Origin of the sequence: Tenacibaculum sp. AHE14PA (assembly GCF_019278465.1) — a bacterium.
GTDB classification, from domain to species: Bacteria; Bacteroidota; Bacteroidia; order Flavobacteriales; family Flavobacteriaceae; genus Polaribacter; species Polaribacter bernardetii.
In genome coordinates this window covers 2,293,755-2,312,131 of the sequence record NZ_CP058983.1, presented here as the reverse complement: position 1 = coordinate 2,312,131, position 18,377 = coordinate 2,293,755, and the positions used below count along the sequence as shown (strand labels likewise).

Here is an 18,377-nt window from a genome sequence, read left to right as displayed (position 1 = left end):
AAAACGTTCCACATGGAACGTTTTTCTTTTTATTATTAAGTTGATATTGTTATCTACCCATATAAACTAAAAGCACAGAAATATCACTAGGTGAAACTCCACTTATTCTACTTGCTTGAGATATTGAAGTAGGTTGAATACTTACTAATTTTTCTCTTGCTTCAATCGATAATGAATGTACTTTATCATAATCGAAATTTGCAGGTATTACAACTTTCTCTAATCTATTTAGTTTATCAGCATTGTTCTTTTCTTTATCTATATATCCCGAATATTTTAAATGAATTTCTGTCTGTTCTATTACATCAGCATTCATTTCGTTTTCTTTAATATAGTTATGTAATTTTTCAATGCTATTAAAATCATTTAAACTTAATTGAGGACGAGTAGCTATTTTTATTAATTTCATTGTTTGATTAACAACCGATAATCCTTTAGCTTCTAAAATCGGATTTATATCTTCTTTCTTTACACTTAAGTTTGTAATAAAGTGAATCAATTTATCTGTCTTCTCTTTCTTCTCTATTACTCTCTCTAATCTTTCATCAGAAGCTAATCCTAATTTATGACCGATTGGGGTTAATCTTAAATCGGCATTATCTTGTCTTAATAATGTTCTGTATTCAGCACGAGAAGTAAACATTCTATATGGTTCTTCTGTTCCTTTGGTAATTAAGTCATCAATTAAAACACCAATATAAGCTTCACTCCTTTTTAATATAAAAGGTTCTTTATTCTGCGTTTTTAACGCTGCATTTACACCAGCCATTAAACCTTGTGCAGCTGCTTCTTCATAACCTGTTGTTCCGTTAATTTGACCAGCGAAGAATAAATTCTCGATTAACTTAGTTTCTAAACTATGTTTTAATTGTGTTGGCTGAAAGAAATCATATTCAATTGCATATCCAAAACGTAAGAATTTTACATTTTCAAATCCAGGAATATGACGAATTGCTTCGTCTTGTATATCTTCTGGCATAGAAGTAGAAAATCCGTTTACATAAATTTCAACGGTATTCCATCCTTCTGGTTCAACAAAAACTTGATGACGATCTTTGTCTGCAAAACGATCAATCTTATCTTCTACTGACGGACAATAACGTGGTCCGGTAGATTTAATTCTACCATTAAACATTGGTGAACGATCAAAACCGGCACGTAGAACATCGTGTACTTTTTGATTTGTATGAGTTAAATAACAAGAACGTTGTTCTATAAGTTTTTCGGTAATTGGTAAATAAGAAAACTTTTCTGGGTTTTCATCACCAGGTTGTTCAGTCATCTTTGAAAAATCTAAAGAACGAGCATCAACTCTTGGAGGAGTTCCTGTTTTCATTCTTCCAGATTCAAATCCTTTAGCAACTAAATCTTCTGTTATTCCTGTTGAAGCTCCTTCACCTGCTCTACCACCACCAAATGTTTTTTCACCTATGTGAATCAATCCATTTAAAAAAGTACCTGCTGTAATAATAACAGTCTTAGCTTTTATTTCTAATCCTAAAGCTGTTTTTACACCAACGATTTTATTGTCATCAAAAATTAATCCGTTAACAGAGTCCTGATAAAAATCTAAATTATCAGTTTTCTCTAACATATTTCTCCAACACTCTGCAAATTGCATTCTGTCTGACTGTGCTCTCGGACTCCACATTGCAGGTCCTTTAGATTTATTAAGCATCTTAAACTGAATAGCAGTCTTGTCGGTTACAATAGCACTGTAACCACCTAATGCATCAATTTCGCGAACTATTTGTCCTTTAGCAATACCACCCATTGCCGGATTACAACTCATTTGAGCTATATTCTGAAGGTTCATTGTTATTAATAATGTATGTGCACCCATGTTGGCACTTGCTGCTGCAGCTTCACTACCAGCGTGTCCACCACCTACTACAATTACATCGTATGTTGTATTAAATAAACTCATTTTTATATGCTGTTCCACGTGGAACGATTTTAGTTTTCGTTTAAAATTTTTAAAGAATCGTTTTCTTTACTACGCATTATTTGTTTCTCTTCATCAGTTTTATCCTTGTATTTCATGTAATGTAAAACACCATGAATAATAACTCGATGCAGTTCGTTTTCAAATAAAACATTAAACTCTTTTGCATTTTCTTTTACTCGTTCGATAGAAATAAAGATGTCTCCTCCTACTAACTTACCTAACGTATAATCAAAACTAATGATGTCGGTTAAGGTGTCGTGTTGTAAAAATTCAACGTTCATTTTATGTAAATAAGTGTCATCACAAAATACATAGTTGATTTCTCCTAATTCAAATTCTTCTTTCTCTATACAGTTCTGAATCCACTTAGAAGTTTTATCTTCATTTTCTAATTGAAATTCGGTTTCGTAATTAAATACAATCATTCTTTAATTTATGTTGTAATAAAAATAATTTAAATCTATTACTTGTTGTTTTTAGGAAGGTTAAAATACTCTTGAACCTTCTTTTTATAATCAGGGCGCAAAGGTAATGATTGTCTGTTTAATATCTCTGTTTGGTTATAGAACAACTTCTTAAACTTTAATTCCTTAGCCCTTTTTTTATTATACTCTTGTAAATTGGTATTTGATTTACGTTTTTTATCACGATTTTGTTCGAATGTAGCCTTCTCTAATTTTAGTAATTCATAGTTTAATTGTTGCATGCGGTTAATGCTTTGCTGAGTAAAACCTTTTTCTAAAATATCATTCTCTAACTGTTCCATTTCCTTAAGCGCTTTTTTGGCTTTACCATTACCACTTTTGCCTTGACCAATGGCATCTTCTAATTGCTGTCTTAATTCCGATTGTTGTTTATATATTTCATACAAGTCACCATTTAAACCTTCTCCTTGCTCACCGCTCTCACCTTCTTTTTTTCCTTTCTCCCCACCTTTTTTACCGTCTTTTCCATCTTTAGGTTTACCGCCTTCTTTCTTCTGTATACCCTCTTGCATCTTCTTCATTAAATCACTTTGCTTTTTAATAATGTCTGGCAAGCTAAAAGATTTCCCTTTTCCTTTCCCTTTTCCGCTACCAGGTTTTGGGTTTTGCATAGCATCTAGCGTATTGCTTAACATATCTGCTAAAGTGTTTGCAGATGTCATTATATAACGCTGATTTGTTATTCCGTTTTGAAATTTATTATCGGTAAAATTCTCTAAAGATTCACTTAAATTGTAATGTGCTAACGAAAGTTGATCTTGTACTTTAGATGATATTTTAGGGTTTTTCATTGATAAAACAAATAAGCTATCGTCTATATGTTCAAAATAACTCTTAAGTAAATATTGCTTTTGTAGGTTTTTACCAAAGTTTGGATGTGAAGAATTGGTTGATGAAAACACATTCATTAATGTTTCTTGATCAAAAGAAAATGTAATTAAGTTTTCTAAAACCTGGCGTAAACCTTCCATGTTTTCTTCCTCCATATCAGCACTCATTTCTTGCATGGAGTCTTGCATCTTCTGACTCATCTCTTGCATTTTTTTCGCTGCTTTTTTCTGATTTTCTTTTGATTCAGATTGCTTTTTGTTTGCTATATTTTCTTCTGCTTTGTTAAGTTCTTTTTGGGTTTCATCAGATAACTTTTCCATTGAAGGCATTTCCATCGGAGATTTTAATTTTTTATTATCTTTTTTTAACTCATTAAGTTCTTCTTTTGCTTTCTTAAATTCTTTATTTATTGCCTTTTGTTCGTCGTTTGTTGCCTCCTTTTTTGATAATTCATCTTGTTTTTTTGACAACTCATTTAAATTATCCGCTACTTTATGCATTTTCTGTTCAACATAAAAACGCTTAGTCATTTCTAATATACGTTCTAAACTTCTTTCTTGTTGTTTGTTTTGCTCAGCTAGTTCTTTTGTCTTTTTTATTAAATCTTCCCTGTTAAGCTTCTCAGCTAATTTTTTTAGTTCATCTAATATTTTCTGTTGCTTATCTAGCTTTTTAAGTTCTTCTATTCGTTGCTTTAATGCTTCTTTTTTCTCTTGTAAGCTTTCGTTTTTTTCTTTCTTCTCAGTAAAATTGTTTTGCAAATTTTCGGTTTGACGTTGCATCATTTGCTTATACTGATCTTGTCTTTTAATTAAATTCTTAATTTTTTTCTGATCATTCCAATTAACATTTTTCTTATTTTGTAGCTCAAATTGAATTTTCTCCAATTCTTTTTTACTTCGTTCTTGTTTATGTAATGAGTTTTCTAAGTTATCAATATAATTACGTTGTTCTTGTAAAAGCTCCTGCTCTATCTCATTGGTTGTTTTCTGTCGATAAGAAAATTTCTGACTCTTTGTTTTTTTATTTCCGTTTACCGCATCGTTATCAAATACCTGAAAATATAGTTCATAATCAACTCCTTTTTTAAGATCTAAATCCCCAGGAAACTCAAAGAAAAAAGTTTGAATATTATTCTTATTTATAGCAATCTTTTTTGAATCTAAAGCAGCACCAGTATTTTTATCGTAGTAAACCAACTCTAATTTATTAAAACCATAATCATCAGAAATTTGTCCAACAAACTGTGCATTTCCTCTTGCAATACTATCTATATTAGAATTTACATTTATTAAAGGATGCTCATCCGTAATAACCGCTATAGAAAATTGTAGCTGTTCGTAATCTTTTAAACTACTGTTAGAAGTGGTAATTTGATAATTAGTAGCTTTTTTAACCTGCTTTTTAAGTTGAAATTCATCAGTTTTAGTATTGATAAAATTATAACGTTTTTCATTTAATACTAAGTTAACACTATCTGTTTCAGTTGTTTTAACTTGCCATTCTACAATTGTTCCTTGTGGAACATTTATGTTTCCGGTATTATTTATAGTCTCGTTTTTCTTTTTAGTATAACTAGGATATTTTAAATTCAATGAAATATTTTGAATAGAAGGTGTTTTTATAACAGCTAAATTAAAGGCTATAGATTCTATACCGTTTGCACTAGCGTAAAAATTAATAGGTTCTTGTACTTCAATAAATGTATATGAAAATAAACCATTGCCTTCATTTTTTAAAAAATATTGTTGTTTATTAAAATGGATTTTAGCACTTTCGGGAATAATTTCTCCCGTTGTTTGCATATAAATTGTAATATCTTTTCCTTTAATAACGGTTAAATCGGTGGTTGTTAAATTAAAATAAAAAGGTGCAGGAGCTTTATAAGCAACCGTATGATTTACTACACGATTAAAACTATCGGATAGCTTTTGTGTTGTTCCTGTTACAAATGATAATAACCAAATAAAAACCGGAATCACAGCGTATTTTAAGTATTTAATATTGCTGTTAAAATTAACTGCTTTGTTAAATGAGATTGGCTGAATTTCATTCGATTTTTGTTCTATACTAGCTAATAATAAATCAGATTGATTACTATTTTTCTTTAATTGTAATATGTTTAAAAGCTTATCCTTTACCTCTGGAAAATGATTTCCAATAATTTTAGAAGACTCTTCAAAAGAAATTCCTCGCTGTAAGCCTATAATTTTAAAAACAGGAAAGCATATAAAACGGAAAAACAAAAATAATTCAACAACTAAAAACAACCAAAATAATAAAGTTCGGGCAGTAGGTTTAAGCCATAAAAAATATTCTATAAATAAGGTAAAAAACAAGTATAAAACACCTAATGAAATAAATAAAATAACACCTTTTATCAATTCATTTGTGTAGTATTTTTTACTAAACAGTTGTAACTTTTTTTCTATTTTGCTAAAATTCTCCATATCAGTCTATAAAAATACTATATTTAAAAGTAAGTTTAAGTTAAAGGTTTCTGTAAGATTCATTTATTTTTAACTACTAAACAGTTGAAATTTCATTTTAAACTTTACTAATAACTATTTATCGGATGAAAAAACTAACTACTTTACTACTATTATTTATTTCTTTTAACCTTTTTTCTCAAAGTCCGTGGACTAAAAAGAAGAACGAAACCTATGTGCAATTATCATATACATCGATTTCTAATTATGATAAACTATTTGGAAGTCCAGAAATAAATCTAAGTCAAAAAATTTCAGATAACACACTACAATTATATACCGAATACGGTATATCAGACAAAACAACTTTAGTTTTAAATTTTCCGTTTAAACTAACATCATCAAATGCAACATCAGCACCAAGTAATAATTCATTAGGTAACCTTCAATTCGGAATAAAACATAACTTTAGTAATAAAAAATGGTTGTTAACAGGGCAATTAAATGTTGAGGCCAATACAGGTAATTATGATGCGGTAACAGGTTTACGAACAGGTTATGATGCTTGGAGTTTTACACCATTATTTATTGCTGGTAGAGGTTTTAATAATTGGTACGTACAAGCTTTTACAGGTTTTGATATTCGCACAAACGATTATAGTAGCAATTATAAATTAGGTGGTGAGATTGGTTACAAAACATTAAACTGGCTTTGGATTGCTGGTTTTTTAGATGGTGTAGCATCTTTAGATAATGGAGATATTGTATTACCATCAGAAAATTTAAACACAGGTTTGTATGTTAATAACCAAAGTTATGCAGCCTTCGGATTAAAATTAATAGGAGAAGTTAATGCTAATTTTGGAGCAAACGTTGCTTTTGGTGGAGCTTTTGCAGGTAGAAATGTTGCACAAGCACCAGCAATTAGTTTTGGTTTATATCACAAGTTTTAAACTATCATATACTATATTTAATTACAAAGAGAAGCTTTTATAAAAGCTTCTCTTTTTTCTTTTATCTAATTTCTATTCTCTTTTTATTAAAACTATCTTTGCGCTTTCAAATTAATAAAAAATGACTGACAACGTAAGAGTACGCTTTGCTCCTAGCCCAACAGGACCTTTACATATTGGTGGTGTAAGAACTGCTTTATTCAATTACTTATTTGCTAAAAAATATAACGGAACTTTTGTGTTACGTATAGAAGATACCGACCAAACTCGTTATGTAGCAAATGCTGAACAATATATAATTGATGCTTTAAAATGGTGTAATATTCCTTTTGATGAAGGACCAGGAAATAATGAGAAGTTCGGACCATACCGTCAGTCAGAACGTAAAGAATTGTATAAAAAATATGCAATTGAATTAATTGAAAAAGGCTGGGCTTATTATGCTTTTGATACAGCAGATGCATTAGATGCACAAAGAAAGAATGATGAAGAAAACGGAAAAACGTTTATTTATAATTGGCACAATCGTGCTACGTTAGATAATTCATTGAATCTTTCTGATGACGAAATAAAAAATAAATTAGCATCAGGTACAAAATATGTTGTACGTTTTAAAACCCCGCAAGATGAAACCTTGTTATTACAAGACGAAATCCGTGGAACGATTAAAATTGATACTAATACGTTAGATGATAAAGTATTATTTAAGTCAGACGGAATGCCAACGTATCATTTAGCAAATATTGTTGATGATCATTTAATGGAAATAAGCCATGTTATTCGTGGTGAAGAATGGTTACCTTCTCTCCCACTTCACACTTTATTATATCGTGCATTTGATTGGGAAGCTCCAAAATTTGCACATTTACCATTAATTTTAAAACCAGTAGGTAAAGGAAAATTAAGTAAACGTGATGGCGATAAATTAGGATTTCCTGTATTTCCTTTAGAATATACAAACGAGCAAACAGGTGATGTTTCTCGTGGGTATAAAGAAGATGGTTATTTTAACGATGCATTTATAAATATGTTAGCTTTATTAGGATGGAATCCTGGTACGGAACAAGAAATATTCTCTTTAGAAGGTTTGGTTGAAGCTTTCGATTTAAGTAGAGTTAGTAAATCTGGCGCTAAGTTTAGTCCAGATAAAACAAACTGGTTTAATCAACAATACTTACAACAGAAATCAAATAAAGAATTAACGGAATTATATACTGTTATTCTAAATGAAAAAGGAATCAATACAGATGCAGTTTTTACTGAAAAAGTAGTTTCATTAATAAAAGAGAGAGCTACGTTTGTTGCTGATTTTTGGGATTTATCAAGTTTTTTCTTTGTGAATCCTTCAGAATATGACGAAAAAGCATCAAAAAAACAATGGAAAGATACTACTGGCGAGTTAATGCAAGAATTAACCACAGTTATCGATAAGATTGAAGATTTTACGATAGAAAATGCTCAAACTGATATTAAAGGTTGGATAACGGCTAAAGAAATTGGTTTTGGTAAAGTAATGCAACCATTACGTTTAAGTCTTGTAGGTAAATTAGCAGGACCTGATTTGTTTGATATTATGACAATGATTGGTAAAGAGAATACACTACAACGAATTAACAACGCGATTGCGAAATTATCATAAAAACAAAAATCCCGCTTTATTAAAGCGGGATTTTTGTTTTATATACTATTATTTTTAAAACTGATTATAATAACAAGAAGAAGAGTTTCCTCCACGATTAACACTTCCGGCATTATTCCAATTTAATTTAAAAACCAACCCTAAAGTTCCTTGAATATGTGAACGCATACTTTCGTAACTTTCAAGAGAGTGTTTATAATATATTTGTGGGTTTATCCCTATTTTATCAGTTAACCAATAAATACCCCCAGCACCTATATTAGCAGTAGGCGTCATTTTGCGTTCAGAATCAACAATACTAGCACCTACAAATACATACGGACTAAATTTATCTAACACTGCATTAAAGTTATAACGCAACGAACCATCCATAGAAAAATAGTTAACAGAATTACTAATCACACCAATGTCATTAATTGTATTAAAAGACATTGCTCCGTCAATAGATAAACGTTCACCAATTGGCATTGTTATACTAATAACAGGTGTTTGAAAAAGATACTGATCTCCAATAAATGCAACATCACTCTCATTAAACTTAGTAACTCCCATTCCAATTCCTATTTGCCAAGAATCATTTAAATTTTGTGAAAATAAATTTATCGAGCAAAAAAGGATTGTAATTAGTAAAATTTTATTTTTCATAAGTGGGAGCGTTTATAATAATAACTTGATTAACTGCAATTTAGTATAGGTATTTTAAATAGCATTTACTTTTTTAATTGCAATTGTAAATGTATCCAAATCATTGTCGTTCATAACTAGGTGAACAGCTTCATCACAAACTTTCTCTACATTATCTGAAGAAAAATTTAAGGCAATGGCAGTTTTTTGCATTAATTTTATTTGTGCCATATCTATATGTTCATCAGCAAAAACCATTTTAGTTAAACGGTATAAACGCTCAATACGTTCGTCGTAACTTGCAGGTGGATTAACTGGAAACTTTTCTGGATTTTTTAAAATGATTGCATATTCCGTTTCATCAATATGTAATCTTTTTGCAGCCCTATCTAATAACTTTTGTTCACCTTCAGCAATAATACCATCTGACTTAGCAATTTTTACAACGCTGGCAAATTGCCCAATTTCTTGTTTGTGTTTTCCACTTGAATATAAATCTGATATTGACATTTTTTATGTTTTAATAATTAAAAATAACCTTTACTCTTTTATAGGGCAAAGATGAAAAAAAAGTTACGATAAACCTTTTACGAAAGTTAAGAAATAAAGATAAAACTTACTATTATTTTTTTTTATAATTTTAAGTGTTTATATAATTAATATCAATTAAAAACAGCGTCAGATAAACGGTTTTAATACATTAAAAAAAACAACCTTACGGATTGCTTGGATGAGACATAAAGAGCTGTTAAAACATGATTTAAACATGTAATTTTAACATGAAGTTAATAAATATGGAAATTCATAAAACAATAAAATTATTTTTTAATTTATGTGTAGTTTTAGAAATGAAAAACTGAAAAAGTAATGGTTTACTATTCCTAGTCTTTATTTTTACAAATTATAAATGATAAAGTTTTTACCTTCTTAATTTATAAGTTGCTTTTAAGTTTTAAAAACATATTAAATGAAAATACTTCATACTGCCGATTGGCATTTAGGTCATAGATTACATGAACAATCACAATTAGAAGAACAAACCTTGTTTTTAAATTGGATTGAAAACTATATTATCGATCAAAAAATTGATGTATTATTAATTTCAGGAGATATATTTGATACCGGTTCACCATCTAACCAAAGTTTAGAGATGTATTACAGCTTTTTGGTAAAATTAAAAGTAACCAGTTGTAAATCTATTATTATTACTGGCGGTAATCACGATTCTCCAGGAACTTTAAATGCACCAAAACATATATTAGATGCATTGTCTATAAAAGTTGTTGGTAAAGCAACAGAAAACATTGAAGATGAAGTTTTCGAAATTGATATAAATGATGAAAAAATTATCGTTGGTGCAGTACCCTATTTGCGTGATGGAGATATTAGAAGAGCCGTAGCAGGAGAATCTTTTAATGAGCTTACAGATAAGTATAAAACAGCTTTAATTAACCATTATCAGTTAGTTGCAGCACAATGCGAATTAATAAATACAAGCAATGCACCCGTTATTGCAATGGGACATTTATTTGCAACAGGTGGTTCGGTTTCTGATAGTGAACAAAATATTTATGTTGGTACTTTAGGACATATTGGTGCAGCAGATTTCCCTACATATTTTAATTACATCGCTTTGGGGCATTTACATAGACCACAAATAATTGGTGGAAATGACAAAGTAAGATACTCTGGTTCTCCAAATATTTTAAGTTTTAGTGAAATTAACTACGATAAAAAAGTACTGGTTTTAACTACCAAAAACAATGAAATAAATGCTATTGAAGATGTTTTGGTTCCACGTTTTAGAGAGTTTTATAAATTAACGGGAACCATGACCGAATGTATTGATGGGTTTTCGAGTATTACTTCTAATCCTTATAAATTAACACCTTGGCTAGAAATTGTTTTAAATGAAAATAACACCATAAATACAGAAGAGCTAAAAACAGCTGCTGAAAAATATTGCTTCGAAATATTAAAAACCTCTTTAAAAAAACAACGAAAAACACAAGGAATTGAAGAATTGCTAGAAAATACAAAATCGATTAAAGAATTATTACCAACCGAAGTTTTTAGGTTAAAATGCGAAGAAATGGATTTTGATTTAAAGGAAAATCCGGAAGTTTGGGATGCCTTTAATGAAGTATTACAAGTTGTTAAAAATCAATAATTATATATTGATATGAAAATATTAAAAATAGAATTACAAAATATAAATTCTTTAAAATCAGATGCACCTATTGTAATCGATTTTGAAAATGAGCAATTTAAGGATGTTGGTTTATTTGCCATTACAGGTTCTACTGGTGCAGGAAAAACGACTATTTTAGACGCTATAACGATTGCATTATATCATAATGTTCCACGTTTTAGTGGTACAAAAGGTTCGTTGATAGATGTGGTAAGTCACAGTGCAAATGATGCTTTTAGTAGAGTTACTTTCGAAAACAATAATTTTATTTATGAAGCTTTTTGGGGAATTAGAATTGCTGATAAATTAGGAAAAAAATATAAGAATGCCAAAGAAGAAGTAAGTTTAAAAAACTTAACGAACGATGTTATTATTGCCACTCAAAAACGAGCTTTAATTATAGAAGTTAATAAGGTAACTCAATTAGATTATAATCAGTTTTTACGATCTGTAATGCTGGCTCAAGGTGATTTTGCGTCGTTTTTATCGGCTAAAGGGCCAGATAAAGGTAAATTATTAGAGCAAATTACGGGTGAAGAAATTTATAAAAAAATTGGCCAAGGTGTTTTAGATAGAAAATCGAAAGAAGAAAAAAAATTAAAAGATATTCAAGCTAAAATTAATGCCGATGATGTTTTATCAACAGAAGAAAAAACAGCGCTAAAACAAAAAGATACGGCACTTACTTCGGATATTAATACGATCGAAAAAGAGTTAAAAGCTACGCAAGCTATAGCAGATTGGTATGTTCAGTTTGATAAATTAACTAAAGAGGCCAAAGAGTATGAGGAAGCTGTTAAAAGCATTGATCTTTATATAAAAAAGCATCAAACAGAACTAGATGCTTTGGCTTTAAATGAAAAAGCAGCACCGTTTAAAGAACTTATTCAGGATTTAAATAGAACAGAAAAAGAACAACTTAAAAAAATAGCAACATTAAAAAATATTGATAACCAATTAGCACAACTAAAACCAACAATTGATGGTTTAGAAAAATTGGTTTTCACAGAAAAATTGCTGTTTGAAAAAGCAAATAAAGAATTTTCGGAATGGCTGCCAAAGTTCGAATTCATAACAAAACTAGACGGACAATTAAAAAATGAAGTAGCTCAAAAAGAAAAAAATACGCAACAACTTAAAGGATTAACCGAACAAGTAGAGCGTTTAAAAGAAGAAGAAAAAAGCATACTAAAAGAAATTACAGTAACGACGGTTAAAGTAGAAGAAATAGCTTTGTTTTTAAATGAAAACAAGTTTTTAAAAGAGGTTGCTGATAAAATTTCTAATTGGACACAAGAATTAACAACCTTAAAAGCTAGTAAACAATCTTTAAAGGAAGATGCAGATTTTGTAGCGCTTAAAAAGAAAGAAGTTCTAAAAAACACGCATCTTTTAACTACTGATGTTGAATTATTGGCCAAAAAATCAACAGAAATTGCAACGGTAGAAAAAGAATATGTTCGCATTTCAGATGAATTAGTGAAAAAAGATTTTCAGCAACTTTTAAAGAATAAAGAAGAGTTACTGATACAAAAAGACAATTGGGAACAGTTTAAAAATATTTCTGAACAAACCCTTAAAACCAAAGCTGCACAAACGGAAATAGAAGCCGAGCAACACAAATTAGTAAACGCTTCGAAATTAATAGAAGAAGAGTTGAAGTTGGTGAAAATAGCTTTTGAAAATCAAGAAAAAGCAGTTAGTGATGCTTCAAAAATTTTAGATTTAGAAAAAAGCATTGCAAATTACGAAAGTGATCGCTTGCGATTAAAATCAGGAGAACCTTGTGGTTTATGCGGATCTAAAGAACATCCGTTTGTAGATAATTCCAAAATAAATGAGGTTTCTAAAGCCGAATTAGAATTTAATTCAAGAACAACAAAACTACAGGAAATTTCAAGCTCTAAGAGTAGTTTAGAGGTGAAAAAAGCACAAACAATAACTGCAATTGACGGATTAAGTAAACAAAGAAAAGCGATTGTTTTATCGCTTGAAGATTTTAAATTATCAGCAAGTAAAATTAATATTCAGGGTGAATTAACCGATGTTGATAAAATAAAATCAACGTTAAAATCAACTTCAGAAGCGTTGATAGTTTTAAACAAAAACATAGAAATTGCTCAAAAATTACAAACAGCAAAAAATGAAGCTTCAGAGAAAATAAATATTTTAAAAGAAGCTTTAGGTACGTTAACAACATCGGTTGCTACCCAAAAAGAGCATATTAAAAACAGCACTACCGAGATTGAAACTAAAGAGCAAGCAATAGCGCGTTTAAATACAACTTGTAGTAATATAGAAAATGATTTAAGAATAAAACTAGCAAAATATAAGTATGTATTACCATCTGTTGAAACGATAGATGTTTTTATTCAAAATATAGAAGCATCTATTAGTAATTACAATAAAGAAGCTCAAGTTTTAAATACACTAACATCAGCACTTACTGTTTTAAATAATAATTTAAAAAACAATAAAAACCTGCAAGTAAAAGATGGTAAAACTTACCAAGAATACTATAAAAATAAAGAGGGAAATGATGTTAAAATAAAAGATTTTACTAAAAAAAGAATCGCTATTTTACCATTAAATGTTACGGTTACTGATAAAAGAGAGCATTTGCAGTTGGTTGTTAATCAACTTACAGAAAAATTAGAAAATCATAAAAAAGATTTACAAAAGCATCTGGACATAAAAACTGAAACGGTAGCTTTAAAAACAAATACAGTTAAAGAACAAACGGAGCTAATTAAAGTTTTAACCAGCTTAACATCAAATTTAACGAGTGATTTAAAACTAAGTGATTTCACTACTAAAGAGGAAATTGAAAAAGCACTATTACCTAAAGAAGATATAGAAAAATACACGCAAAATAAAGAGCGTATTAAAGAAAATAAGATTACTCTTAAAACCAAAAAAGAAAGTAATTTAAAAGCTTTTGAAAACTTAAATAAACAACGAGATTTTGAAATTTCAGTAATAGAAAACAACGCTGTTTTAGAAGATTTATCAATAAAAAATAAAGGATTTTTAACCGAAAAAGGTAAAATAGTTGAAGCTTTTAGAAAAGATCAAGAAATAAGAAATCGAAATAAAGAAGTATCTAAAAAGATAGATGCACAAGCAAAAATTTGCGGTGTTTGGGCTGCATTATTTAAAGTTATAGGAAACTCTAAAGATGCGTTTAATGTGTACGTACAGCGTTTAACCTTAAAACATTTGTTAGATCTTGCCAATGTGCATTTGTATAAGTTGAATAAGCGCTATTCATTAAAAATGGAAGAAGCGTACAAACCTAAAGAAGAACTTAATTTTAATTTAATTGATCATTACCAAACAGATCAAGCAAGGTTGGTAGATACCTCTAGTGGTGGCGAAAAGTTTATTATCAGTTTAGCGCTGGCCTTAGGATTATCTGACTTGGCAAGTAAAAATGTAAAAATAGACTCCTTATTTATTGATGAAGGTTTTGGTACTTTAGATAGCAATACCTTAGAAACGGTAATTTCTACCTTAGAAACTTTACAAGCGCAAGGCAAAATGATCGGAATTATATCGCATGTAGAAAATTTAAAAGAACGTATTCCTACTCAAATTAAAATCACCAAAAAAAGCAACGGAATAAGTGTTGTTGATATCGTATAATAGCATTCAGATAAAGAATAAAACGCACTAAATACAAAGAAATAATACTCGTATATTTGCGTAAATTTTTTAAGGTTGAGCAAGCAAACTATTGTAAATCATTACCAACAATCAGGCAACGTAAAGCAGGTTGTAAATGCACTTCAACAAGAACAACACCATTTTCAAATAGCGAATTTGGTTGGTTCTTCGTTGTCTTTTGTTATTTCTGAAAGTTTTAAAAAAGCTGATAAACCCTATTTGTTAATTTTTAACGATAAGGAAGAAGCGGCCTATTATTTAAACGATTTAGAACAATTATTAGGCGATAAAAACGTGTTATTTTATCCGGGATCTTACCGAAGACCATATCAGATAGAAGAAACCGATAATGCCAATGTATTGTTGCGTTCTGAGGTTTTAAATCGAATCAATTCGCGCAAAAAACCTGCAATAATTGTAACCTACCCTGCCGCTTTATTCGAAAAAGTAGTTACTAAAAAAGACCTCGAAAAAAACACCTTAAAAATTACGGTTGGCGAAAATGTATCTCCCGATTTTGTAAACGAAGTATTGTTCGAATACAATTTTAATCGTGTAGATTTTGTTACCGAACCTGGTGAATTTTCCGTGCGTGGGGGAATAATCGATGTGTTTTCATTTTCTAATGATGAGCCTTATCGAATGGAGTTTTTTGGTGATGAGGTAGATAGTATTCGAACTTTTGATGTAGAAACTCAACTTTCTAAAGAAAAACTGAAGAAAGTTTCTATAATGCCGAATGTAGAAAACAAAACACTACAAGAAAGTAGAGAGAGCTTCTTAAAATACATCGCTTCTAAAACAGCGATTTTTGTAAAAAACAGCGATATTCTTACCGAAAATTTAGATAAGTTCTATAAAAAAGCAGAGTTATCGTTTAATGAACTATCTACAGATATAAAACACTCAAAACCATCAGAATTATTTTGTGATGGTGCATTAATTAGTAATCAGTTACAAGAATTTACAACCGTAAATTTTGGAAAGGTACGTCACGCTGAACTTGATTCAGCGTCGCATAAAGATGAGGTTCCGAAACAAGTTCGGAATGACGAAACGATTCGATTTAACACCCATCCGCAGCCATCTTTTAATAAAAAATTCGATTTGTTAATTCAGAATTTCAATGAATTTTCAGCAAAAGGATTTACCAATTATATATTCTGCTCTAACGATAAACAAGCACAACGATTTCACGATATTTTTGATGATAATGAAGCTGAGGTTTCTTATGAAACTATTGTGTTTCCGTTATATCAAGGATTTGTTGATTTAGAAAATAAAATTGTTTGTTATACCGATCATCAAATATTTGAGCGTTATTATAAATTCCGCTTAAAAAACGGTTACGAGAAAAAACAATCTATCACTTTACAAGAACTTACCAAGTTAGAAATTGGCGATTATGTAACGCATATCGATCATGGAATAGGAAAGTTTGCAGGATTACAAAAAATTGATGTTGAAGATAGAAAACAAGAAGCCATTAAACTTATTTATGGCGATCGTGACATTTTATATGTTAGCATTCATTCACTTCATAAAATATCGAAGTTTAATGGTAAAGACGGAAAACCACCTAAAATATATAAATTAGGTTCAGATGCTTGGAAAAAAGTTAAACAAAAAACCAAGGCAAGAGTAAAACACATTGCCTTTAATTTAATTCAGTTATACGCAAAGCGTAAATTACAAAAAGGCTATGCTTTTGGTCCGGATACGCATATGCAACACGAGTTAGAAGCAAGTTTTATTTATGAAGATACGCCTGATCAGTTTACATCAACACAAGATGTAAAAGCAGATATGGAAAAAGCACAACCGATGGATCGTTTGGTGTGTGGTGATGTTGGTTTTGGTAAAACAGAAGTTGCTATTAGAGCTGCTTTTAAAGCAGTAGATAACGGAAAGCAAGTGGCTGTTTTAGTTCCAACTACTATCTTGGCTTTTCAGCACTTTAAAACCTTCACAGAGCGCTTAAAAGACTTTCCGGTTACCATAGATTATCTAAACCGTTTTAGAACCACAAAACAGCGTAATACAGTTTTAGAAGGTGTTACTAACGGAAGTGTAGATATTGTGATAGGAACACATCAATTAACTAACAAAAAAGTCAATTTTAAAGACTTAGGATTGTTAATTATTGATGAAGAGCAAAAATTTGGTGTTGCTGTAAAAGATAAGTTAAAAACGATTAAAGAAAATGTAGATACGTTAACCTTAACTGCTACCCCTATTCCACGTACGTTACAGTTTAGTTTAATGGCAGCACGTGATTTATCGGTAATAAAAACGCCACCTCCAAATCGTCATCCTATCGAAACTAGTGTAATCCGCTTTAGCGAAGAAACAATTCGTGATGCCATTTCTTATGAAATTTCTCGAGGTGGACAGGTATTTTTTATCCACAATAGAATCGAAAATATTAAAGAAGTTGCAGGTTTATTACAACGTTTGGTACCGAATGCTAAAATCGGCATTGGGCACGGACAAATGGAAGGTAAAAAACTAGAGGAATTAATGCTTGGTTTTATGAACAACGAGTTTGATGTATTGGTGTCTACTACTATTATCGAAAGCGGATTAGATGTACCAAATGCCAACACTATTTTTATAAATAATGCCAACAACTTCGGATTATCAGACCTGCATCAAATGCGAGGTCGTGTTGGGCGATCGAACAAAAAAGCATTCTGTAATTTTATTACGCCACCATTTCATATGATGACGGATGATGCACGTAAACGTATTGAAGCATTGGTGTTATTTTCTGATTTAGGAAGCGGATTAAATATTGCCATGAAGGATTTAGAAATTCGTGGTGCTGGTGATTTATTAGGTGGTGAACAAAGCGGATTTATAAATGATATTGGTTTTGATACGTATCAGAAAATATTACAAGAAGCTATTGTTGAGTTGAAAGAAAATGAATTTAAAGATTTATATCCGGTAGACGAAAATGTACCGAAAGAATATGTAAAAGAAGTTCAGATTGATACCGATTTTGAAATTCTTTTTCCTGATGATTATGTAAATTCTGTAACCGAAAGATTAAGTTTATACAACAAATTAGGAACCTTAACCGAAGAAAAAGAATTGGTAGAATTTGAAAGTCAAATTACCGATCGTTTTGGAGAATATCCAACACAAGTACAAGATTTATTAGACAGTGTTCGTATAAAATGGTTGGCCAAAGAACTTGGTTTAGAGAAAGTTATTTTAAAACAAAAACGTATGATTGGTTATTTTGTTTCTGATCAACAAAGCGGATTTTATCAAACACCAGCATTTACTAAAATGTTACAGTATGTTCAAAAGAACTCGAAAAGTTGTGTTATGAAAGAGAAGAAAACCAAAAACGGATTGCGATTATTAATCACTTTTATTAGAATTGATTCGGTAAATACAGCTTTAAAAATATTACAAAAAGTATAAAACGAACGTCATTGCGAGGCACGAAGCAATCTCTATAAGAAATACACAGATTACTTCACTTTGTTCGTAATGACGTGAACTAGAATATAAAAAGTGTCATTGTGAGGAACGAAGCAACCTATATCTAAATAAAAGATTATTTCATCATTTTACTATTCGTAATAAAGAAAAAATAT

At 30.2% G+C, this 18,377-nt stretch carries 10 protein-coding genes; 5 read left to right on the top strand and 5 right to left on the bottom strand.

Going from position 1 to position 18,377, the window contains the following annotated elements; genetic code table 11:
* Nucleotides 1-49 precede the first annotated feature (49 nt).
* The 3 genes from mnmG to H0I30_RS10585 are packed head-to-tail and all read right to left on the bottom strand — an operon-like array spanning nt 50 to nt 5,714.
* Nucleotides 50-1,927 (bottom strand): tRNA uridine-5-carboxymethylaminomethyl(34) synthesis enzyme MnmG, encoded by a 1,878-nt coding sequence (gene mnmG / locus H0I30_RS10595; protein WP_218771833.1) that lies wholly within the window; start codon nt 1,925-1,927, stop codon nt 50-52.
* 29 nt (nt 1,928-1,956) lie between these two features.
* Nucleotides 1,957-2,373 (bottom strand): rRNA maturation RNase YbeY, encoded by a 417-nt coding sequence (gene ybeY / locus H0I30_RS10590; protein ID WP_218771832.1) that lies wholly within the window; start codon nt 2,371-2,373, stop codon nt 1,957-1,959.
* Nucleotides 2,374-2,411: 38 nt separating this feature from the next.
* A complete protein-coding gene (locus H0I30_RS10585; RefSeq protein ID WP_218771831.1) occupies nt 2,412-5,714 on the bottom strand; it encodes a DUF4175 family protein in 3,303 nt (1,100 codons plus the stop codon).
* A gap of 125 nt (nt 5,715-5,839) precedes the next feature.
* Here H0I30_RS10585 and H0I30_RS10580 point away from each other — a divergent pair, with 125 nt between their 5' ends.
* The gene (locus H0I30_RS10580; protein WP_218771830.1) at nt 5,840-6,646 is read left to right on the top strand and encodes a hypothetical protein; all 807 of its coding nucleotides are present in this window, start codon (nt 5,840-5,842) and stop codon (nt 6,644-6,646) included.
* A 121-nt stretch (nt 6,647-6,767) separates the two neighbouring features.
* On the top strand, nt 6,768-8,285 hold the full coding sequence (gltX, locus tag H0I30_RS10575) for a glutamate--tRNA ligase (RefSeq protein ID WP_218771829.1): 1,518 nt from the start codon (nt 6,768-6,770) through the stop codon (nt 8,283-8,285).
* A 54-nt stretch (nt 8,286-8,339) separates the two neighbouring features.
* Here gltX and H0I30_RS10570 read toward each other — a convergent pair whose 3' ends face one another.
* Nucleotides 8,340-8,930, bottom strand: a complete 591-nt coding sequence (locus tag H0I30_RS10570) for an outer membrane beta-barrel protein (RefSeq protein ID WP_218771828.1) — start codon at nt 8,928-8,930, stop codon at nt 8,340-8,342.
* Between the two features lie 54 nt (nt 8,931-8,984).
* Entirely contained in the window at nt 8,985-9,419 is a 435-nt protein-coding gene (locus tag H0I30_RS10565) for a TerB family tellurite resistance protein (RefSeq protein ID WP_218771827.1), read from the bottom strand.
* Between the two features lie 457 nt (nt 9,420-9,876).
* On the opposite strand from H0I30_RS10565, the gene sbcD reads away from it, so the two are divergent.
* The 3 genes from sbcD to mfd all read left to right on the top strand — a co-directional run bounded on the left by sbcD (nt 9,877) and on the right by mfd (nt 18,201).
* Nucleotides 9,877-11,079 carry an exonuclease subunit SbcD gene (sbcD, locus tag H0I30_RS10560; protein WP_218771826.1) on the top strand — a complete coding sequence of 401 codons (1,203 nt, stop codon included), beginning with the start codon at nt 9,877-9,879 and terminating at the stop codon, nt 11,077-11,079.
* A gap of 12 nt (nt 11,080-11,091) precedes the next feature.
* Complete coding sequence (locus tag H0I30_RS10555; RefSeq protein WP_218771825.1) at nt 11,092-14,745, top strand: AAA family ATPase; 3,654 nt, start codon at nt 11,092-11,094, stop codon at nt 14,743-14,745.
* Between the two features lie 75 nt (nt 14,746-14,820).
* Complete coding sequence (mfd, locus tag H0I30_RS10550) at nt 14,821-18,201, top strand: transcription-repair coupling factor (RefSeq protein WP_218771824.1); 3,381 nt, start codon at nt 14,821-14,823, stop codon at nt 18,199-18,201.
* Nucleotides 18,202-18,377: the final 176 nt, after the last annotated feature.

Bases quoted from the DNA above. Each gene is read 5' to 3' on its own strand.
- mnmG (WP_218771833.1), bottom strand. From the start codon at position 1,927: ATGAGTTTATTTAATACAACATACGATGTAATTGTAGTAGGTGGTGGA.
- ybeY (WP_218771832.1), bottom strand. From the start codon at position 2,373: ATGATTGTATTTAATTACGAAACCGAATTTCAATTAGAAAATGAAGAT.
- H0I30_RS10585 (WP_218771831.1), bottom strand. From the start codon at position 5,714: ATGGAGAATTTTAGCAAAATAGAAAAAAAGTTACAACTGTTTAGTAAA.
- H0I30_RS10580 (WP_218771830.1), top strand. From the start codon at position 5,840: ATGAAAAAACTAACTACTTTACTACTATTATTTATTTCTTTTAACCTT.
- gltX (WP_218771829.1), top strand. From the start codon at position 6,768: ATGACTGACAACGTAAGAGTACGCTTTGCTCCTAGCCCAACAGGACCT.
- H0I30_RS10570 (WP_218771828.1), bottom strand. From the start codon at position 8,930: ATGAAAAATAAAATTTTACTAATTACAATCCTTTTTTGCTCGATAAAT.
- H0I30_RS10565 (WP_218771827.1), bottom strand. From the start codon at position 9,419: ATGTCAATATCAGATTTATATTCAAGTGGAAAACACAAACAAGAAATT.
- sbcD (WP_218771826.1), top strand. From the start codon at position 9,877: ATGAAAATACTTCATACTGCCGATTGGCATTTAGGTCATAGATTACAT.
- H0I30_RS10555 (WP_218771825.1), top strand. From the start codon at position 11,092: ATGAAAATATTAAAAATAGAATTACAAAATATAAATTCTTTAAAATCA.